Source organism: Erwinia sp. JUb26, from assembly GCF_003751505.1.
Taxonomy (GTDB): Bacteria; Pseudomonadota; Gammaproteobacteria; order Enterobacterales; family Enterobacteriaceae; genus Erwinia.
On the sequence record NZ_RJVB01000005.1, the window covers coordinates 170882 to 190973 of the forward strand.

The following is a 20092-nucleotide window of genomic DNA, read 5'->3' on the forward strand; positions in this document are numbered from 1 at the left end:
ACCGCAGGCTGTGCCCTCTGTTCAAATCGCGCCGTTACGCTGTTAACGGCGCATAAATATCAAACCGATGGCCTTTGGTGATCACCGCGTTCGGCGTGGCCACATCGGCCAGCGGCGGCGCGTAGTCCGGGCGCTTAACGACCACGCGTTTGGTCGCCAGCTGACGCGCCGGGTGCAGCAGCCCGTCGGCATCCAGATCCGGCCCCACCAGCGACTGAAACACCCGCATCTCTTTCTTCACCAGCGCGCTTTTCTGCTTGTGTGGAAACATCGGGTCGAGGTACACCACCTGCGGCCGTGGCGAGATATCCGTCAGCGCCGTCAGGCTGGAGGCGTGCAGCAGCGTCAGCCGCTCGCGCAGCCACGGACCGATCTCCGCATCGGCATAGCCTCGCGCCAGGCCATCATCCAGCAGGGCCGCCACCACCGGATTACGCTCCAGCATCCTCACGCGACAGCCGACGGATGCCAGCACAAACGCATCGCGCCCCAGCCCGGCCGTGGCATCAACCACATCCGGCAGATAGCCGCTTTTAATGCCGACGGCTTTCGCCACCGCCTCACCGCGCCCGCCGCCGAATTTGCGGCGATGCGCCATCGCGCCGCCGACGAAATCAACGAAAATGCCGCCGAGCTTCGGCTCGTCGCGCTTGCGCAGTTCAAGATGCGTGGCGGTCATCACCAGCGCCATCGGGGCAGCGTCGTCATGCGTCAGCTGCCAGCGGTCAGCCAGAATAGATAAGGCACCGTTTCCGGTGCCCGTTTCATCCAGTAAACAGATGTTCAAAACTGCTTATCCCTTGATGCCGTAGTGTTTCAGCATCGCATCCAGCTGCGGCTCGCGGCCACGGAAGCGTTTGAACAGCTCCATCGGCTCCTCGGAACCGCCGCGCGTCAGGATGTTATCCAGGAACGACTGCCCGGTTTCGCGGTTGAAGATCCCTTCCTGTTCGAAGCGCGAGTACGCGTCCGCCGCCAGCACATCCGCCCACAGATAGCTGTAGTAGCCTGCGGCATAGCCACCGGCAAAGACGTGGCTGAAGGCGTGCGGGAAGCGGCCCCACGACGGGCCCGGTACGACGGCCACCAGCGATTTCACTTCTTTCAGCGTTTCCAGGATCTGTGCCCCTTTCGCCGGGTCGAACTCGGTGTGCAGGCGGAAGTCGAACAGGCCGAACTCCAGCTGGCGCAGGATAAACAGCGCGGCCTGGTAGTTTTTCGCAGCCAGCATTTTTTCCAGCAGTTCCTGCGGCAGCGGCTCACCGGTTTCATAATGACCGGAGATAAACGCCAGCGCTTCCGGCTCCCAGCACCAGTTTTCCATAAACTGGCTCGGCAGCTCGACCGCATCCCACGGCACACCGCTGATGCCGGATACGCCCGGGGTTTCAATGCGGGTCAGCATGTGGTGCAGACCGTGACCGAATTCATGGAACAGGGTGGTCACTTCGTTGTGGGTGAACAGCGCAGGCTTGCCGCCGAGCGGGCGGTTGAAGTTACAGGTCAGATAGGCCACCGGCTTTTGCAGGCTGCCGTCGGCTTTGCGCATCTGACCAACGCAGTCGTCCATCCAGGCGCCGCCGCGCTTGTGCTCGCGCGCGTAGAGGTCCAGATAGAAGCTGCCGCGCAGCTCGCCGCTTTCGTCAAACAGGTCGAAGAAGCGCACGTCGGGGTGATACACATCGACATCTTTGCGCTCGCTGGCGGTGATGCCGTAAATGCGTTTCACCACTTCAAACAGGCCGCTCAGCGCGCGCTGCTCCGGGAAGTACGGGCGCAGTTGTTCGTCGCTGATGGAGTACAGGTGCTGTTTCTGTTTTTCACCGTAGTAAGTCAGATCCCACGGCTGTAAATCGTCCACACCGAACTCTTTTTTCGCAAAGGCACGCAGCTCGGCCAGCTCCTGCTCCGCCTGTGGGCGGGCGCGTTTCGCCAGATCGGTCAGGAAGTCGATCACCTGCGCCGGGCTTTCCGCCATCTTGGTCGCCAGTGATTTATGCGCGAAGGAGTCAAAGCCCAGCAGCTGAGCCAGCTCGTGGCGCAGCGCCAGCTCCTCGGCCATCACTTCGCTGTTATCCCACTTACCGGCGTTTGGCCCCTGATCGGAGGCACGGGTGGAATAGGCGCGGTACAGTTCTTCACGCAGCGCCTGGTTGTCGCAGTAGGTCATCACCGGCAGGTAGCTTGGGATGTCCAGGGTCAACAGCCAGCCCTGCTGCTCTTTGGCTTCCGCCTGCGCTTTCGCGGCGGCCAGTGCGCTTTCCGGCATGCCGGACAGCTCGCTTTCGTCACTAATCAGCTTGCTCCAGCCCATGGTCGCATCCAGCACGTTGTTGCTGTAGGTCGACCCCAGTTCGGAAAGGCGTGCGGCGATTTCACCGTAGCGCTGCTGCTTCTCTTTCGACAGGCCGATACCGGACAGTTCGAAATCGCGCAGGGCATTATCCACCGCTTTTTTCTGTGCCAGATCGAGCGCGGCGTAATGGCTGCCCTCTTTCAGGTCACGATATGCCTGATAAAGCCCTTCATGCTGGCCCGCCCAGGTGCTGTATTCCGACAGCAGCGGCAGGGTTTGTTCGTAGGCCTGGCGCAGCTCCGGGCTGTTTTTTACCGAATTCAGGTGGCTGACCGGGGAGAACAGGCGACTTAAACGATCGTCCACTTCCGCCAGCGGCTGCACCAAGTTATCCCAGCTGTAGGGCGCGCCCTGGGCCACGGCTTTCTCAACCGCCGCACGGCAATCATCCAGCGCCTGGGTCACGGCAGGAACCACATGTTCAGGCTTGATGGCGGAAAACGGAGGGAGAGTAAAAGAAGAGAGTAACGGGTTGGTCATAGCGCAGTAGTCCTTTAATCGGTGTAAGGAGCGCGTTTTTACGCACGATTTCTTTAACATGAGGCTAAGTGTAGCGAAAATCAATGGTGGCCAACGTAACATCTGCCCTTCATCCGCCATCGGAGCCCGTGCTCACCGCACTTTCGGCTTTGCTGGTGCAGATTCAGCATTGCATACTCTTTCGCTTTGTTACGCCGTATTACTCATTTAAACAGGGAGTGAAATGATGTGGTTATTGCTGGCGCTGTCTCTGCTGTTTTTGTCATTTAGTCTGCGCAGCGCGCTGGTGTTATTGGTGATTACCCTGGCTATCGCCATCGTCAATCAAACGCTGTTGCCACCGGGGATTATCGCCCTCGGCGGCATGTTCGGCATTGCCCTGTGCTGGGGATATCGCCAGCGGCCAACGCCATTTGCGCTGCCGGGGGAGATCCTGCTGGTGTCAGGCGCTATCGCGCTGGTACTGCATTTAATCCCCGGCTTTAATAATCAGATCGCCGCCTCGGGCGTGCAGGCCGGGCCACAGAGCCTGCCGTTCACCTTCTCTTTTAACCTTGATAAAGCGCTAATCCCTTTCCTGCTGCTCGGCTGCATGCCGACGCTGTTCGCCCGCCCTTCACAGCCGCCGCAGAATCCGCTGTGGTGGCTGATACTGCTGCTGTCGATGCCTCTTTTGCTGTTGGTGGCGACCGTGCTCGGCGCGCTGCGGGTAGAACCCCATGTGCCGGGATGGATAGGCTCCTTTATGCTGGCCAACCTGTTTTTCGTCTGCCTGGCGGAGGAAGCCCTGTTCCGTGGCTATATCCAGCAGCGCCTGAGTCCGTTAATCGGTGATAAGCGGGCGCTGGTCATTGCCTCGGTATTATTTGGCCTGGCGCACTTCTCCGGTGGGTTAATGCTGGTATTTTTCGCCACGCTGACGGGGGTGATTTACGGCCTTGCCTGGCTGTGGAGCGGCCGCCTGTGGGTCGCTACGCTGGTGCATTTTTCCTTTAATATGCTGCACCTGCTGTTCTTCACCTATCCTGTATGGCAACGCCTGCCGACCTGATATAATCGGCGCAATTCGTTCTCATGCTTTTTCCTGCATCCGTTGCTGTGCGCCGTTCTGTAGGGTAATCCGTGGGGTAATAATTGTAGAAAATTGATTCACCATCAATTAAAGCCGCATAAAATCAACAGGATAAATAATGCTCAGCTATCGCCACAGTTTTCATGCCGGTAACCATGCCGATGTACTGAAACACACCGTACAAAGCCTGATTATCAGTTCGCTTAACGAGAAAGATAAACCTTATCTCTACCTCGACACCCATGCAGGTGCCGGCCGCTATCTGCTGAGCGGCGAGCATGCGGAGCGTACCGGCGAATATCTGGAAGGCATCGCACGTATCTGGCAGCAGGACGATCTGCCTGCCGAGCTGGAGCCGTATATCAAAGCGGTCAAGGATCTCAACCCCAACGGCAAGCTGCGCTACTACCCGGGTTCGCCGCTGATTGCCCGCTATCTGCTGCGCGAGTATGACAAGCTGCAGCTGACCGAACTGCATTCCAGCGATTTTCCGCTGCTGCGCGGCGAGTTTCTGAAGGACAGCCGCGCACGTACCGATCGTGCCGACGGCTATCAGCAGCTGAAGGCCAAGCTGCCGCCGCTGTCCCGCCGTGGTTTTGTGCTGATCGACCCGCCGTACGAGCTGAAAAGCGACTATCAGGCGGTGGTGAAGGGCATCGAAGAGGGCTATAAGCGCTTCGGTACCGGCGTTTACGCGCTGTGGTATCCGGTGGTGCTGCGTCAGCAGATTAAGCGCATGTGCAAAGATCTGGAAGCCACCGGCATCCGTCGTATTCTGCAAATCGAGCTGGGCGTGCGCCCGGACAGCGATCGTTTCGGCATGACCGCATCGGGAATGATTGTGGTTAACCCGCCGTGGAAGCTGGAGCAGCAGATGAAAAACGTGCTGCCGTGGCTGGAAAAAGTGCTGGTGCCGTCCGGGACCGGGCATTCTAAGGTTGAGTGGATCGTTCCGGAGTAACTGCTGCTGGTTCGCGGGGCGCATCGTGCGGGAGCACGGCCTCTGCGGCGGCGTCGGGCGGTCCTCGCGCCGCGCTTTGCGCGGTGCCCTCGTCTCCGGCATCTGGCCGACGGACCGTTTGAGAGCGGGCTTCCTGCCCGCGCTCAAACTGACGCCAGCGTCCCTGCTGTCGTCTCCTGGCCAGCTGCCTCCACCTCAGCGCTGCGGATTGCCACTTTGCCGCCGCAGAGGCCGTTCTCCTTCAGTTTTCGTGCTTGCTATTCGTTAAGCCGGCGTTCAGTCTTCACTCGATAAATCTGCTTTGCTTTCTCAACGCTCAACGCTCAACGGTTAGCCGATACGCAGGTACGCAGGTACGCAGGTAAATGCACAGCTCCCCCTCCTTCTCCCTCACAATCATAAGAAAGTGATTTATCTAACTTTTGTGTGAATTTACTTCAGGCAATCCGGTTTTCTATGTAAGGCACTTTGCCATATCCGCAGCGCCGAGCGGAGAGAGATAACCAGAACTTACCCGTAAAACGAGGATGGAAAGCCATGCCGGGACGGGGACATTAGCGGCTTATCTGCAACATTTAACGCCAGGCTGGATTATCCCTTGCAGGTAATACCAGAAATCACAGCGCTGACGGGTCGCTGTCACGGCTGGCAATCCACAGCCCTGAGCGGAAAGAGAAAGCCAGGATGTGCCCGCAGGACGCGGGCGCAAGGCTCGGTCGGCACAGGGACGTGACGTCCGAGCCGGTACGACCGGCTGACGAACGACGCGAAGGAACCACGCAACGCGTGGCGCGAGGACCGCCAGACGGGGCAGCGACCCGTCAGCGCAGGCACTATAGCGTCAAACTGCATAGTGACCCGTCAGCGCGAACCCCTTGGTGCCAGACAGCACAGCGACCCGTCAGCGCAGCCACTCAGCCACCATCAGACAACAAACACCGCAAAATCGTGCGCCATCTCCGTCGCCGGAAATATCGCCCGACACTCATCCAACAGCCGCTCACAGTCATGGCGTAAATAGCGTGAACTCAGATGGGTGATAATCAGCCGCTTCGCGCCGCTCTCCTTCGCCACCCTGGCCGCCTGCACCGTCGATGAATGACCGCGCCCGTTGGCCTTTTCCTCCATCGCCACTTCCAGCGTCGCCTCATGCACCATCAGATCGACACCCGCCGCCAATTCGGTTGCCGCCGCCGTCGGCGCGGTATCGCCAAAGATCGCCAGACTGCGCCCTTTGACCGAGCTGCCAACGTAGTCCCAGCCGTTCACCACCCGACCATCGTCGAGCGTCACGCTGCGCCCCTGCTTTAAATCGTAATAGTAAGGGCCGGGCAGGAAACCGTCCGCTTTCAGCCGATCCGCATCCAGCGCGCCGGGTTTATCATGCTCGTCAATCCGGTAGCCGTAGCACTCCACCGGGTGAGTCAGCGGAAACGCCGTGACGCGAAACTGCTCATCGTTGCACACCTCCCCGGCGGTAATCTCAACGATCTCCAGCGGGAATGTCAGCCACGAACCGCTCAGCTGCAGCGCGGTTTCCACAAAGGTCTTAATCCCCACCGGGCCGTAAAGCGTTAATGGCTCGGCGGCACCGTTCATCGAACGGCTGGTCAGCAAACCCGGCAGGCCAAAAATATGGTCGCCGTGCAGATGGGTGATAAAAATTTTCTCGATTTTTCCGGGCTTAATCGGCGTGCGCAGGATCTGATGCTGGGTCCCTTCCCCGCAGTCAAACAGCCAGCAGCCACGATGGTATTCACTCAGGTTCAGCGAGATGCTAGTGACGTTGCGTTCGCGGCTCGGCGTACCGGCCCCCGTACCTAAAAACTGCAGTTCCATACGCTTTTTACTCCGTCATCGCGTGGTTACCTGCTGCGGGCAGGATCATATCGTGCGAGTTTAACATTAGTTATTCCGCGGATGCCGGGAGTTTAGCCCTCCGCCCTATCGCAATCATAGACGCAATCTTTGCGGCATTTGGCCGAGTGGCGTTACACTTATGCCCAGAAAAATAATTCACTTACTGAACTGGAAGATTCGATGACCAAACATTATGACTATCTCGCCATCGGCGGCGGCAGCGGCGGTATCGCCTCCATCAACCGTGCGGCCATGTACGGACAGAAATGTGCGCTGATCGAAGCGAAAGATCTCGGCGGTACCTGCGTGAACGTGGGCTGCGTACCGAAGAAAGTAATGTGGCACGCCGCGCAAATTGCCGAAGCCATTCATCAATACGGCCCGGACTACGGCTTCGACACCACCGTTAACCAGCATAACTGGGACGTGCTGCTGAAGAACCGCAGCGCCTATATCGACCGTATTCACACCTCGTACGATAACGTACTGGGTAAAAACAACGTGGATGTCATCAAAGGCTTCGCGCGTTTTGTTGATGCGCATACCGTGGAAGTGAACGGTGAAAAAATTACCGCTGACCATATCCTGATTGCTACCGGCGGCCGTCCGGTTCAGCCGAAGATCCCGGGTGCTGAGTACGGCATCAACTCCGACGGTTTCTTTGAACTGCAGGCGCTACCAAAACGCACCGCCGTGGTGGGTGCTGGCTATATCGCGGTAGAAATTGCCGGCGTGCTGAACGCGCTGGGTTCTGAAACCCACCTGTTCGTTCGTAAACACGCGCCGCTGCGTACGTTCGATCCGCTGATCGTTGATACGCTGCTGGAAGTGATCAATACCGAAGGCCCGACGCTGCACACCGAATCCATTCCGAAAGCGGTGGTGAAGAATGCCGACGGCAGCCTGACACTCCAGCTGGAAAACGGCAAAGAGCAGACCGTTGACTGCCTGATTTGGGCGATTGGCCGCGAGCCGATGACCGACAACCTGAACCTGGACGTGACCGGCGTTGCGCTGAACGACAAGGGCTATATCAACGTTGATAAGTTCCAGAATACCAACGTGAAAGGCATCTACGCGGTAGGTGATAACACCGGCGCGGTAGAGTTGACTCCGGTGGCGGTTGCCGCAGGTCGTCGCCTGTCCGAACGCCTGTTCAACAACAAGCCGGACGAGCATCTGGATTACAGCAACGTGCCAACCGTGGTATTCAGCCATCCGCCGATCGGCACCGTGGGCCTGACCGAACCGGAAGCGCGCGAGAAGTTTGGTGATGACCAAGTGAAAGTGTACAAATCCGCCTTTACCGCGATGTACACCGCCGTCACTCAGCACCGTCAGCCTTGCCGTATGAAGCTGGTCTGCGTCGGTGCCGATGAGAAAATTGTCGGTATTCACGGTATCGGCTACGGCATGGACGAAATGCTACAGGGCTTCGCGGTAGCGCTGAAAATGGGCGCAACCAAGAAAGACTTCGATAACACCGTTGCGATCCACCCAACCGGTGCGGAAGAATTCGTGACCATGCGTTAATAGCGTTACCGGTACACCCGTGGCGATAGCTGCGGGTGTGCCGCGTCTGCCGATTTCATTAATAGAATAGGGTTGAAATAATAATTCCTCGCACGTCACCCCCACGATTTGCTTACCTGAATATGCGATATTGCTAACGAATTCTGATTTTATCGCCAGACATGTACCGCAGGTGATGAACTTTTGGACGTCTCAGTCATTATTTCACTACGTGAATAAAAAAGACCGGAAGACAGGGGCATATTTAATCCCTCTGTGAAACGATATTTTTGACAAAAACAGATCGCTGTTCGATTCTAACCCCTGATAAACAGTGGGTGAAAACAGGATATTGTACTGACAATATGCCGTACGGACATAAAAAAAAGCACAACCATTGACGGTTGCGCTTTTATCGTTTTTTATATTTTTAGTAAATCATTTTCCCTGGTGGTTGGCACTTTTTCCCCAACAAATATAAAACGCGTCGGGGATTTTTATACTACAATGCGTACCACGCTGTAATTCTGTACATGATATTAATACAATTAGTCTGATAAATAATCTGACCAAAAGTACAGGTTGTGACTGTACCTTTTGTCGATACCCTGACTGGTAGAAGATATGAAGAGCTTACATCGCCTCATCCAACAGGCAACACATTCTTTACCCTATATTGCTGTTCATCACGCGATCGCTGTCAAGGAGACGGTGCATGTTAATGAGAAGTGAAGAAAATGTTGAGGAGGTTATCAGGCGTTTCCTTGAGAACACCTTAAATGAATTGGGACCGTTGACCTGGGCCTACGTGGTGCTTTCCAAAAAGGATATGTCGTGCATTTTTGGGGTGACAAATTACCCCGATGAATGGGTGCAACGCTATCGCGAAAATTCGCTACAGTACACCGACCCGGTGGTCATCACCGCGCTTAACCGCCTCACGCCGTTTGCCTGGGATGAAAATCTGTTGGTCAGCTCAGGATTTAACCTCACCGATCCCTTTACTCAGGCCAAAGCATTTGGCTTAGTCAACGGCTACACCTTTGTATTGCACGATTATAATAATAATCTGGTCACGCTGTCCTTTATCCTCCCCCCCGAGAACAGTGCCGAAGTGATGCAGACTCTGATTCAGAATAAAGGGGATCTCTCGATTTTACTGGCCTCGGTCCATGAAACCTATCTGGCCTTAAATTCGCTTTCTGAGAAAAATTCATCAGGTAAAGAAAAAACGGCAGGGTTCACCGAGCGAGAGAATGAAATTCTCTACTGGGCAAGCGTTGGTAAAACCTATCAGGAAACCGGTATCATTCTTGGAATAACCGTGCGTACGGTAAAATTCCATATGTCGAATATCGTTAAAAAGCTGGGAGTCGCCAATGCCCGGCATGCTGTGCGTTTAGGCGTGGAACTTCAGCTGATTAAACCGGTTAATTAAGGGTTATTATACGGCAAACGGCAATGGCCAGGCGTTAAGTTCCTGCTCATCCTGCTGTTCATAGCGTCTGATTTTCGCCTTTAATTTTTCCTGGCTCTTCGCATCAATATGCCCAAGCAGGAGATAAACGGGTTCATTTTTTTCAGACATGCCGATTTCCAGCACCGTGACGTTCCAGCCAGAACGCCTGATAATCGCCATCATCGAGTGGCTGGCAACCGCCAGGATGCCGTCATAGTGGCGCTCTTGTGCGTAGTTAATCAGTGACAGGAACAGGCTCATGGTTACCGGATATTTTCCACCCAGTAGTGAGTGGGTTCTCTCCTTGTCCACGAAGAAACGCGTCGACTCCACAAAATTCCCTTCAGGGATATTGACCTTATTAAAAAACCCAGAAAATGTATCATTCAACATATTATTCTCCTTCATATCAATCATCCTTGTGCCGCATAATATCACTCCATTTTCTGCTCCAAATATATAATCCGTCTTTTCATTATCGAATTCATCGCGTTCCATACCATCCGAACAGGTGACGGCCCATTGCAGACGATCTTTAAAGGTGTTCTTTCTCAGCATAAAAAGATCTTCCGTTTTCTCGTTATCCAACAGTGAATAGTTTACAGCATAAATATTAAACATAATGTTACCTTTTAGAATTTAAATAAAAATCCGGTAACATCAGCGAAGCTTCATTCATAGCATGCCGGGGCACACCGATAGTAATTCTTTTTTATGGCATTTCGCCATTAGAATAAAACGGGAAAATAATGAGGGTAATGATTGTACTGGAGAGATATTGGTAGCAATGGATGGAGATAAGACGTCCGCTACGCAACGGAAATCACACGGAGGGTATTAATAACGAAAAATCATTATTTAATATATTGAAATTCGACTCAAGACGTATTTATCAAAACAAAAACACTGAAATTCAATTATAAACCAGTGTATCTCTAAGAAAAAACAGTCCCCTATAGAATAAACCGTAACTGTAACGATCGGCGCTGGCTCGTTTTCGATACGTCAATCTGGTATGGCAGATCCACCATACCAGAACGGATGAAAAATTATTCCCGGCGGAGAAAGCGATTACTGCCCGTAATAGGCATTCGCCCCGTGCTTACGCAAATAGTGCTTATCCAGCAGCGTCTGCTGCATGCTGTCCACGCCGGGCTGCAGCTGGCGGGTAAACAGATTCATATAGGCGATCTCCTCCAGCACCACGGCATTATGTACCGCATTGTCCGCATCGGTGCCCCAGGCAAACGGACCGTGGCCGTTGACCAGCACGGCAGGAATATCCTTTGCGCTAATTCCCTGCTGATTCAGCGTTTCAACAATCACGTTGCCGGTGTCATGCTCATACTGCCCGTTAATCTCCTCATCACGCATCAGTCGGGTGCAGGGAATGGTGCCGTAGAAATAGTCTGCGTGGGTAGTGCCCAGCGCCTTCAGCGGCTGACCGGCCTGTGCCCAGATGGTGGCGTGGCGTGAGTGAGTGTGCACCACGCCGCCGATATGCTCAAAGGCGCGATACAGCACCAGATGCGTCGCGGTATCGGAAGAGGGTTTCTTATCACCCTCCACTACTTTTCCGGTTTGCAGATCGACCACCACCATGTCCTGCGGCGTCATATCTTTATACTCCACGCCGGAAGGTTTAATCACCACCAGACCACGCTGGCGATCGATGCCGCTGACGTTTCCCCAGGTAAAGGTGACCAGCTTGTGGGCGGGTAATAATAGATTAGCGTCAAACACCTGTTGTTTTAATTCCTGCAGCATTGTTTACCTCACGTAATAAAAATTTTATTCCCAGAGAATTTATTCGTCTCTGGAAATATCCATTTCGCTTTTCAAGAAGGGAGTGATCTTTTATTACGTTACGTCTAATAGACTGCTGCGAAAAGCCTCCGGCTGGGATGAGACCCGGCAAACAAATACAATCGGCCGTAATCGGTCACAAATGGGCAATCAAAGCATGACCGTTTATGTTGATTTAAACCTGTCGGTGATTTTTTATCTGCGCTAATGCCCGATATTGCGTGATAAAAGTCACATTAAAATGCATATATCCTGGCACCATCATCATTATATAGTGATATCAATCACATTAAGGTGTATGGAAAAAACCGCTAACGGGTTTCTTGAAATCAGTCACTTTAAAAATAACTGAAAAGTAAGAGTATTAGATCATGTGATAAGCAATGGAATCGGGCTATTTATGTTACAGGCTGAACGTTACAAGATGATTTGTAGCTATGTGCAACAGAATGGCTCCGCGCTGGTTGCCGAACTGTCGACCATGTGTAGCGTTTCGCAGGAGACTATCCGCCGCGATTTGAATCTGCTGGAGCGGAATAAAAAGCTGATACGCAGCTTTGGCGGCGCGGTGTCGCTGGATGACTATGATGACCGCACCCGGCCCGTACAGGACGCGTTCTATAAGGCGGATACTATCGACCGGGCTGAGTCTTTACGTAAAAGAACGGAAGAGCATCCCGACGTTAAAATGAAGCTGGCCAAGGCGGCGCTACAGTTTATTCACCCGGGCGACTGCATTCTGCTGGATAACAGCAGCACCTGCTGGTTCCTGGCGCGGCAGATCCCGGATATTGATATCACCGTGGTGACCAATTCGGTCAAAATCATCCAGGCGCTGGCCTGCCGCGATAAGGTGCGCATCATCGGCTGCGGCGGCGAATACTCGGAGCGCCACGACGACTTCCACGGCCCAGTGGCCGAAAGCGCGATCCGTAACTTCCAGATTAATACCTTCTTTTTTTCCTGCCAGGGGCTGAATCTGGAAAACGGCATTCGCGACGGCAGTGAAATTAACGCCCGCTTAAAGCAGGTGATGCTGCAGGTTTCCGGCAAGAAAATTCTGCTGGCCGACGCCAGTAAATTCGATCAGTTCGCATTTTGTAAAATCTGCATGCTCGACGACATTGATATATTAATCACTAATAAAGTGGCTGAAGAAAGAAACTGGGGACCCAGCCCGCAATTTAACGTAATTGAAGTCGACAAATAGCATTCATTGCGAAATAAACCCACACTCATTCTGACGCATTTAGTCAGAATGGTTTATTACCGTCAATACCAGTGAAAGTTGCAATAAATAACCTGAACCTGAATACCCCGCCATTTTTTATGAAATAGCTAAAGCGGATTGTTGCGTGCTTTGCGTTATCCGTAGCCGCTCATTTCATTAAGCAACATGCGGTGTCATGGCGAAGGGTAAACAAACCGAATAATGCACTGTTCAGCAACGATGATAATTAAAATAACCTTCTGAGGATCTAATAATGAAAAAATTACTCTTACCCTGTGTAATCGCCTCACTGATCGCTTCATTTTCCACCCAGGCCGATGACGCAGCGGTCCCTCAAAAAGCCAACAAGCCTTTTACCATGGGCGTGGTGGTGAAAGTGGGGGGAATTCCCTGGTTTAACGTGATGGAGCAGGGGATTAAAGAAGAAGGTAAAGCGTTAGGCGTTAACGCCTGGCAGGTGGGGCCAACTACCGCCGACCCGGCCGAGCAGGTGCGTGCCATTGAAGATTTGATCGCCAAGAAAGTTGACGTCATCGGCGTGGTGCCAAACGACGCCAAAGTGCTGGAGCCGGTGCTGAAACGCGCGCAGGAAGCGGGCATTAAGGTGATTACCCACGAATCCCCGGCGCAGGCCAATGCGGACTGGGACTTCGAGCTGCTGGACACCCAGACCATGGGCGCTAACCATATGAAAGATATGGCCGCCTGTATGGGTGAGGAAGGTAAATATGCCATGTTCGTGGGCAGCCTGACCGTACCGCTGGTGAACGACTGGGCCAACGCCGCCATCGCCTACCAGAAAGAACACTATCCGAAAATGCAGCTGGTTGAGGACCGCTTTGGCGTCGCCGAATCGGTGGACGACTCTATGCGTACCGCCAACGACCTGATGTCCAAACACAAAGATCTGAAAGGCATTATGTCCTTCGGCTCTCAGGGCCCGATCGGCGCAGGCCGCGCTATCGACAAGCGCAAGAAAAATAAAGACATCTGCGTCTTCGGCACCTTCACCCCGGGCCAGGGCATCAAACTGCTGGAGAAAGGCGCGATCGACGGCGGCTATATCTCTAACCCGATGACCGCCGGCAAGGTCTTTGTGCAGGTGGCGACCGCGATGATGAACGGTGAGCCGATCAAAGACGGCGTTAAGCTGGGCGACATGGGCGAAATCAAAATTAAAGGCAACACCATCCTCAGCGATAACCCGGAAAAACTGGATGTGGAAAACACCAAACGTCTGGTGAAACTGGGCCTCTGACCCTGAGCCGTATCGCCGGAGCCGTTGCGCTCCGGCTTTATTCACGTCTGACACCAGGGCAAGAACCATGCTGAATAATAACCATGCCGATAATGCCGCCCCGCTGATTACGCTGAACGCGCTATCAAAAAGCTTTGGCGGCCATCAGGCATTAAAAAACATCACGCTGACCTTAAATAAAGGCGAAGTCCACTGCCTGGCCGGGGCCAATGGCTGCGGTAAAAGCACGCTGATTAAAACCATCAGCGGCGTCTACGCACCCGATGCCGGTAGCGAAATCATCATTGATGACAAAACCCATTCCCGCCTGACGCCGGACCGCGCGAGGGCTTTAGGCATTCAGGTCATTTATCAGGACCTGTCGCTGTTTCCAAACCTGACCGTCGCCGAAAACATCGCCTTCGAATATAACCTGAAGGGCTATTTCGGCTGGTTTAAGCAAAAAAAACTCCGGGAAAAAGCGCAGCAGATCCTCAGCGAGCTGGCGTTCAATATCGATCCGGACGCGCTGGTGCAGCATCTGCCGATTGCGCAGCGCCAGCAGATTGCCATCTGCCGCGCGCTGGTTGCCGACGCCCGGCTGGTGATTATGGATGAGCCCACCGCCTCGCTGACGCGCACGGAAGTGAACCAGCTGCTGCGCACGGTGAACTACCTGCGGGATAAAAATATCACCGTAGTCTTCGTCAGCCACCGTCTGGATGAAGTGAAAGAGATTTCCGACCGCATTACCGTCATTCGCGACGGCGAGAAGATCGGCACCTGGGACGCGGCCGCCCTCTCCACCGAAAAAATTACCGAGCTGATGACCGGACTGGTCATTGAGCACCAGCAGAAGCTGCCGAACGCCGAACTCGGCAAGGTGGTGCTGGAGCTGAATAACCTCAGCCGGAAAGGCCAGTATGACGATATATCCCTGCGGCTGCACCGGGGAGAGGTGCTTGGCCTGTGCGGCCTGCTGGGGTCCGGCCGCACCGAGCTGGCGCTGAGCCTGTTTGGTATCACCCACCCTGACCGTGGCGAGATCCTGCTCGACGGTAAAAAGGTGCGGCTCAAAGACAACACCCAGGCGCGGGAAATGGGTATTGCCTATGTCTCGGAAGACCGGCTGACGCTGGGGGCCATTCTGCCGCAGTCGGTGGCCGATAATATGGTGATTTCCATTCTCGATGAGATCAAAACGCCGTGGCACCTGATTGACGAGCAGCGCAAAGACGCGCTGGTGCAGGAATGGATTAAGGACCTGGATATCAAGGTGACCAACCCGGATAACCCGCTTTCGACCCTTTCCGGCGGCAATCAGCAGAAGGTGGTGCTGGCCAAGTGGATCCTCACCCGGCCAAAAGTATTAATTCTCGATGCCCCCACCGTCGGCGTGGATATCGGCGCGAAAGACAGTATTTACAAGCTGATCCACCGCCTCTCCGGCGTCGGTATTTCCGTGCTTCTGATCACCGATGAAGCCCCGGAAGCCTATTACAACTGCGATCGCGTGCTGCATATGCAGCAGGGAAAGATCGTCAACGAGTTAATTCCTTCAACGCTGAGCGAACATCAACTCGCGGAGGCCATCAATGGCTAACATTTTTAAATTGCCACGTTCGGTCGAAGGCTGGCTGGGCTGGGTTATCGTCTTAATGCTGGTGCTGTTTTCGACGTTAAGCAGTGAGTTTTTGTCGATTCAGAACCTGCTGGACTTAACCGAAAGTTATGCCGTGACCGGCATTTTTGCGCTGGGCCTGTTTGTGGTGCTGGTGACCGGCGGCATTGATATTTCCTTCGCCGCCGTGGCGTCCGTCGCCCAGTATGTCATTGCCTCGCTGCTGCTGAACGATGTCATCGCCAGCCCGCTGCTGTGCATCGTGCTGGCGATTGCCTGCGGCATCGTCTTCGGCCTGATCAACGCCGTTCTTATCTACTACCTCAATATTGTCTCGATCATTATCACCATCAGCATGCAGTCGCTGCTGTTCGGCATGCTGATGTGGATCACCAACGGCCACAGTATCTACGACCTGCCCGACTGGTGGGTTAACCAGCGCACCATCCTGCCCTTCGAATTCGGTGGGGAAAGCTACCAGGTGGGCCTGCCGGTGGTGGTCATGCTCGGCATGGCACTGCTGACCTGGCTGCTGCTGAATAAAACCCATATCGGTCGGCAGCTCTACGCCGTCGGCGGCAGCAATGAATCCGCACGTCGCATCGGTATCCGCGTCTCCGTTATCTATCTGTTTGCCTATGGCTACCTGGGTGCGGCGGCGGCGATTGGCGGCATGCTGCAGGCCTATCGTATGAGCGAAGTGGTGCCTAATGCGCTGGTCGGCGGCGAGCTGGACGTGCTGGCGGCAGCGGTGTTGGGCGGAGCCAGCCTCTCCGGCGGCAGGGGTTCAGTGATCGGCACCCTGATGGGCGTATTCCTGATCGGCATTTTGAAAAACGGCCTGAACCTGATTGGCGTTTCCAGCTATTTCGTCAACATCGTGATTGGCGTCGTTATTGTCGCGGCTATCTGCGTCACCCACTACAAGAAGCGCAAAGAAACCGATGTCGGCTTCGTCTGACGGAGACTGTTGAATGAAAAATAAATCGTTTTTACCCCTGGACGGGACCAGCACCGGGCTGCTCGGTATCTGCCTGATTGCCACGGTAGCCTTTTCACTGGCGATGCCGGGCCGCTTTCTGACCGAAAATACCTTTCTGAGCATTGCGTTTCAGCTGCCGGAGCTGGGCCTGCTGACCTTTGCGATGTTTGTACCGATGCTGAGCGGCGGCCTGAATCTGTCGATTATCGGCACGGCCAACCTCACCAGCCTGTTTATGGCCTGGCTGCTGATCCACTACGTGCCGGTTGATGCCAGTATCGGCGTGCAGCTGATGTGGCTGCTGCTGGCGCTGCTGGGCGCGGCGGTGATTGCGGTGCTGATCGGCGTACTGACCGGGCTGATGATTTCCCGCATCGGCGCGCACCCGATTCTGGTGACGCTCGGCAGCATGACGATTATCAGCGGCGTTGGGGTGTATCTGACCAAAGGCGCGGCGCTGAGCGGCATGCCGCCGATCGTGCGCAGCATGGGATCGGAGGTGATCGGGGGGATCCCGGTTCCGCTGATTATCTTTCTTGTCGCCACCGTCTTTCTCGCCCTGCTGCTGGGCAGAACGCGCCTTGGCAAAAATATCTATATGTGCGGCAGCAACATCAACGCCACCTGGTTCAGCGGCATCCGCACCGACCGCATCATGATGGCGATTTACGCTATTTCCAGCCTGCTGTGCGTGCTGGCGGGGCTGATCATGATGGCCCGCTTCAACTCGGCGCGCATGGGCTACGGCGATTCGTATCTGCTGCTGACGGTGCTGGCGATTGTGCTGGGCGGAACCGACCCGTTCGGCGGCGTGGGCAAAGTTGTCCACGTCTTCTGCGCGCTGCTGGTGCTGCAGGTGATCGCCACCGGGCTGAGCCTGGCGGGTGTCAGCCTGCACTTCAACCTGGCGGTGTGGGGCATCACGCTGATTTTCGCCCTGGCGTTCAAATTCTTTAAAAACAAATGGCAGGCGCAGCGGGCGATGAAGCTGAACAGGAAAAAACACCAGCAGCTGCTGGCAACACGTGGGGAAAGATAATGCGTAGGCATCCATTAGGGATTTACGAAAAAGCGCTGCCGAAAGGGACCAGCTGGGTGGAAAAGCTGGCCGTGGCGAAATCCTGCGGGTTTGATTTCGTCGAGATGTCGGTGGATGAAAGCGATGAACGCCTCGCGCGACTGGACTGGACGCAGGCGGAACGCATGGAGATTATCCGGGCGATCCAGCAGACCGGCGTGCGCATTCCCACCCTGTGCCTGTCGGCGCACCGCCGCTTCCCGTTTGGCAGCCGCGATGCAGAAACCCGCCGGCAGGCGTATGCCATTATGGAGAAAGCCGTGCGTCTGGCGCAGGATCTGGGCATCCGCACCATCCAGCTGGCCGGTTACGACGTCTATTACGAACCGCAGGACGACGACACCATCGCCCGCTTCGAGGAGTCCGTGGCCTGGGCCGTTGAGCTGGCCGCCGGAGCGCAGGTGATGTGCGCGGTGGAAATTATGGATACGCCGTTTATGAACTCCATCAGCAAGTGGCAGGCGCTAAATCAGAAAATTAACTCGCCGTGGTTCACGGTTTATCCGGATATCGGCAATCTGACGGCCTGGGGCAACGAGGTGGACAGCGAGCTGACCGGCGGCATCGATCGGATTGCGGCTATCCACCTGAAAGATACGCTGCCGGTCACGCCGGATTCACCGGGCCAGTTCCGCGATGTGCCGTTCGGCGAGGGCTGCGTTGATTTTGTGCAGTTCTTTAAAACCCTGCGCCGCCTGAACTATCGCGGCACCTTCCTGATTGAGATGTGGACGGAGAAAGCGGACGAGCCGCTGCTGGAAATCATTCGCGCCCGTCAGTGGATTGAAGACAAAATGGCCGCAGCAGGCTGGGGTGAAACCCGTGGCGCGCTGCTCAGCCCGGAGGCAGTATGAGCCACTACTATATGGGCGTTGATTTAGGCGGGACGGTGACCAAAGCGGGGATTTATACCGCCGACGGCCAGGAGGTCAAAGTCGTTGAGCTGGCGGTTCCGCTGCTCAGCGAACAGATGGGCTTCTGCGAGCGCGATATGGCCGAGCTGTGGTCCGCCACTGGCCGGGTGATTCGCCAGGCGCTGGCGGAAAGCGGCATCGCGGCGGAAGCCATTCGCGGCGTGAGCTTCTCCGCCCACGGTAAAGGGCTTTATCTGGTGGATAAGCAGGGCCAGCCGGTGCGTAACGGCATCGTTTCCTCCGACTCACGCGCGCAGCCGCTGGTCAGCCGCTGGAAAAGTGAAGGCCGCGATGCCGAAGCTTACGGGCGCAGCCTGCAACAGCTGTGGCCGTCACATCCGGCGGCGCTGCTCGGCTGGCTGAAAGAGCATGAGCCAGAGAACTATCAGCGCGCGGGCTATATTCTGATGGTCCACGACTACATTCGCTACTGCCTGACCGGCGAGTTTGCCTGCGAAGAGACCAACATCTCCGGCAGTAACCTGTTTAACCAGCAAGAAGGAGCGTTCGACCCTGCGCTGTTTAACATCTTCGGTATTGCTGAGATGGCGGAGAAGGCCCCGCCGGTAATCGGTTCCGCCGACTGCGCCGGATACGTTACCGAGCAGGCCGCCGCGCAGTGCGGACTGAAAGCCGGAACGCCGGTCTTTGGCGGGCTGTTTGACGTCGTCGGCGCAGCGCTGGCGTCGGGCGTGCACGACAGTTCCTGCCTGAGCGCCGTGGCGGGCACCTGGAGCATCGCCACCCGCGTTTTCGACCGCATTGAGCCATCGGATTACCCTTACGTGTGGGGCAAATACTGCATTCCCGGCACTTTCTTCGTCCACGAAGGCAGCCCGACTTCCGCCAGCAACCTCGCCTGGTTTGTGAAGCAGTTCTTCCCGGATCTGCCGGACAGCTACCGGCAGTTTAATCAGTGGGCGAAGGAGGGCTATGAAAAGGACAGCGATATTCTGTTTTATCCATGGCTGTACGGCTCCAACTTCCACGACAGCCTGCACGGCGGTTTCCTGGGGCTGAGCGGCCACCACGGCCGGGAAGATATGATCTATGCCATCTATCAGGGCATCGTTTTCTCCCATCTGCTGCATCAGGATCGCGTGCAGGATCTGGCCGCGGGCAGCGCCATCATCCGCTTTACCGGCGGCCCCACGCATTCGGATATCTGGATGCAGATGTTCTGTGACGCCAGCAACCTGCCGCTGGAAATTGTAGACGTGAAACAGTCCGGCTGCCGCGCGGCGGCGATCTGCGCGGCGGTCGGCGCGGGCGAATACAGCGATTTCCAGACGGCGATGCAGCACTGCCAGCCGCCCACCCTTCGCCTGGAGCCGAACCCGGCCAAACACGCGATGCTGAGAAAACGCTTTGAACGCTTTAAGCGGATTGCCGGGGCGTTAAGTGAGGTGAAGGATATCGTCTGATCGCGCAGTCGCCTGACAGCCCACCAGCGATCGGTTTCTCGATGAAAACCAGTGGGAGAACTGCCATCCCCCCGGCAGGAAGAGGGGGAATGGCAGACG

Annotated in this window: 16 protein-coding genes; 11 read left to right on the forward strand and 5 right to left on the reverse strand. The window is 55.5% G+C overall.

All coding sequences use genetic code 11. The features are described from left to right. Positions 1 to 34: 34 nt before the first annotated feature. Both rsmJ and prlC read right to left on the reverse strand, forming a co-directional pair. A complete protein-coding gene (rsmJ, locus tag EC836_RS14420) occupies positions 35 to 787 on the reverse strand; it encodes a 16S rRNA (guanine(1516)-N(2))-methyltransferase RsmJ (protein WP_123334273.1) in 753 nt (250 codons plus the stop codon). A 6-nt stretch (positions 788 to 793) separates the two neighbouring features. Beyond that, a complete protein-coding gene (gene prlC, locus EC836_RS14425) occupies positions 794 to 2836 on the reverse strand; it encodes an oligopeptidase A (protein WP_123334275.1) in 2043 nt (680 codons plus the stop codon). Positions 2837 to 3062: 226 nt separating this feature from the next. On the opposite strand from prlC, the gene EC836_RS14430 reads away from it, so the two are divergent. Both EC836_RS14430 and EC836_RS14435 read left to right on the forward strand, forming a co-directional pair. Next, on the forward strand, positions 3063 to 3887 hold the full coding sequence (locus tag EC836_RS14430) for a CPBP family intramembrane glutamic endopeptidase (RefSeq protein ID WP_123334697.1): 825 nt from the start codon (positions 3063 to 3065) through the stop codon (positions 3885 to 3887). Between the two features lie 139 nt (positions 3888 to 4026). Then, entirely contained in the window at positions 4027 to 4869 is an 843-nt protein-coding gene (locus tag EC836_RS14435; protein WP_123334277.1) for a 23S rRNA (adenine(2030)-N(6))-methyltransferase RlmJ, read from the forward strand. A 924-nt stretch (positions 4870 to 5793) separates the two neighbouring features. On the opposite strand, the gene rnz is transcribed toward EC836_RS14435, so the two are convergent. Beyond that, the gene (rnz, locus tag EC836_RS14440; protein ID WP_123334279.1) at positions 5794 to 6708 is read right to left on the reverse strand and encodes a ribonuclease Z; all 915 of its coding nucleotides are present in this window, start codon (positions 6706 to 6708) and stop codon (positions 5794 to 5796) included. Positions 6709 to 6909: 201 nt separating this feature from the next. Here rnz and gorA point away from each other — a divergent pair, with 201 nt between their 5' ends. Both gorA and EC836_RS14450 read left to right on the forward strand, forming a co-directional pair. Continuing rightward, entirely contained in the window at positions 6910 to 8262 is a 1353-nt protein-coding gene (gene gorA / locus EC836_RS14445) for a glutathione-disulfide reductase (protein ID WP_123334281.1), read from the forward strand. A 694-nt stretch (positions 8263 to 8956) separates the two neighbouring features. Next, entirely contained in the window at positions 8957 to 9679 is a 723-nt protein-coding gene (locus tag EC836_RS14450) for an autoinducer binding domain-containing protein (protein ID WP_370347849.1), read from the forward strand. Between the two features lie 6 nt (positions 9680 to 9685). On the opposite strand, the gene EC836_RS14455 is transcribed toward EC836_RS14450, so the two are convergent. Beyond that, complete coding sequence (locus EC836_RS14455) at positions 9686 to 10321, reverse strand: acyl-homoserine-lactone synthase (protein WP_123334283.1); 636 nt, start codon at positions 10319 to 10321, stop codon at positions 9686 to 9688. Between the two features lie 450 nt (positions 10322 to 10771). Further along, positions 10772 to 11467 carry an L-ribulose-5-phosphate 4-epimerase gene (gene araD, locus EC836_RS14460; protein WP_123334285.1) on the reverse strand — a complete coding sequence of 232 codons (696 nt, stop codon included), beginning with the start codon at positions 11465 to 11467 and terminating at the stop codon, positions 10772 to 10774. A 439-nt stretch (positions 11468 to 11906) separates the two neighbouring features. On the opposite strand from araD, the gene EC836_RS14465 reads away from it, so the two are divergent. The 7 genes from EC836_RS14465 to EC836_RS14495 all read left to right on the forward strand — a co-directional run bounded on the left by EC836_RS14465 (position 11907) and on the right by EC836_RS14495 (position 19993). Continuing rightward, positions 11907 to 12716, forward strand: a complete 810-nt coding sequence (locus tag EC836_RS14465) for a DeoR/GlpR family DNA-binding transcription regulator (RefSeq protein WP_123334287.1) — start codon at positions 11907 to 11909, stop codon at positions 12714 to 12716. Positions 12717 to 12990: 274 nt separating this feature from the next. Continuing rightward, positions 12991 to 13995 carry a substrate-binding domain-containing protein gene (locus EC836_RS14470; RefSeq protein ID WP_123334289.1) on the forward strand — a complete coding sequence of 335 codons (1005 nt, stop codon included), beginning with the start codon at positions 12991 to 12993 and terminating at the stop codon, positions 13993 to 13995. 67 nt (positions 13996 to 14062) lie between these two features. Beyond that, on the forward strand, positions 14063 to 15577 hold the full coding sequence (locus tag EC836_RS14475) for a sugar ABC transporter ATP-binding protein (RefSeq protein WP_123334291.1): 1515 nt from the start codon (positions 14063 to 14065) through the stop codon (positions 15575 to 15577). Beyond that, a complete protein-coding gene (locus EC836_RS14480; protein ID WP_123334293.1) occupies positions 15570 to 16556 on the forward strand; it encodes an ABC transporter permease in 987 nt (328 codons plus the stop codon). Before EC836_RS14475 ends, EC836_RS14480 begins: the two co-directional genes overlap by 8 nt. Positions 16557 to 16569: 13 nt before the next feature. Beyond that, a complete protein-coding gene (locus tag EC836_RS14485; RefSeq protein ID WP_123334295.1) occupies positions 16570 to 17616 on the forward strand; it encodes an ABC transporter permease in 1047 nt (348 codons plus the stop codon). Continuing rightward, positions 17616 to 18509, forward strand: coding sequence for an L-ribulose-5-phosphate 3-epimerase (locus tag EC836_RS14490; protein ID WP_123334297.1), 894 nt, complete (start codon positions 17616 to 17618; stop codon positions 18507 to 18509). The genes EC836_RS14485 and EC836_RS14490 overlap by 1 nt, the downstream gene beginning before the upstream one ends. Then, positions 18506 to 19993: an FGGY-family carbohydrate kinase gene (locus EC836_RS14495; RefSeq protein ID WP_123334299.1), complete on the forward strand. Its 1488-nt coding sequence runs from the start codon at positions 18506 to 18508 to the stop codon at positions 19991 to 19993. Before EC836_RS14490 ends, EC836_RS14495 begins: the two co-directional genes overlap by 4 nt. Positions 19994 to 20092 lie beyond the last annotated feature (99 nt).

Bases quoted from the DNA above. Each gene is read 5' to 3' on its own strand.
- prlC (WP_123334275.1), bottom strand. From the start codon at position 2,836: ATGACCAACCCGTTACTCTCTTCTTTTACTCTCCCTCCGTTTTCCGCC.
- EC836_RS14430 (WP_123334697.1), top strand. From the start codon at position 3,063: ATGTGGTTATTGCTGGCGCTGTCTCTGCTGTTTTTGTCATTTAGTCTG.
- EC836_RS14435 (WP_123334277.1), top strand. From the start codon at position 4,027: ATGCTCAGCTATCGCCACAGTTTTCATGCCGGTAACCATGCCGATGTA.
- rnz (WP_123334279.1), bottom strand. From the start codon at position 6,708: ATGGAACTGCAGTTTTTAGGTACGGGGGCCGGTACGCCGAGCCGCGAA.
- gorA (WP_123334281.1), top strand. From the start codon at position 6,910: ATGACCAAACATTATGACTATCTCGCCATCGGCGGCGGCAGCGGCGGT.
- EC836_RS14450 (WP_370347849.1), top strand. From the start codon at position 8,957: ATGTTAATGAGAAGTGAAGAAAATGTTGAGGAGGTTATCAGGCGTTTC.
- EC836_RS14455 (WP_123334283.1), bottom strand. From the start codon at position 10,321: ATGTTTAATATTTATGCTGTAAACTATTCACTGTTGGATAACGAGAAA.
- araD (WP_123334285.1), bottom strand. From the start codon at position 11,467: ATGCTGCAGGAATTAAAACAACAGGTGTTTGACGCTAATCTATTATTA.
- EC836_RS14465 (WP_123334287.1), top strand. From the start codon at position 11,907: ATGTTACAGGCTGAACGTTACAAGATGATTTGTAGCTATGTGCAACAG.
- EC836_RS14470 (WP_123334289.1), top strand. From the start codon at position 12,991: ATGAAAAAATTACTCTTACCCTGTGTAATCGCCTCACTGATCGCTTCA.
- EC836_RS14475 (WP_123334291.1), top strand. From the start codon at position 14,063: ATGCTGAATAATAACCATGCCGATAATGCCGCCCCGCTGATTACGCTG.
- EC836_RS14480 (WP_123334293.1), top strand. From the start codon at position 15,570: ATGGCTAACATTTTTAAATTGCCACGTTCGGTCGAAGGCTGGCTGGGC.
- EC836_RS14485 (WP_123334295.1), top strand. From the start codon at position 16,570: ATGAAAAATAAATCGTTTTTACCCCTGGACGGGACCAGCACCGGGCTG.
- EC836_RS14490 (WP_123334297.1), top strand. From the start codon at position 17,616: ATGCGTAGGCATCCATTAGGGATTTACGAAAAAGCGCTGCCGAAAGGG.
- EC836_RS14495 (WP_123334299.1), top strand. From the start codon at position 18,506: ATGAGCCACTACTATATGGGCGTTGATTTAGGCGGGACGGTGACCAAA.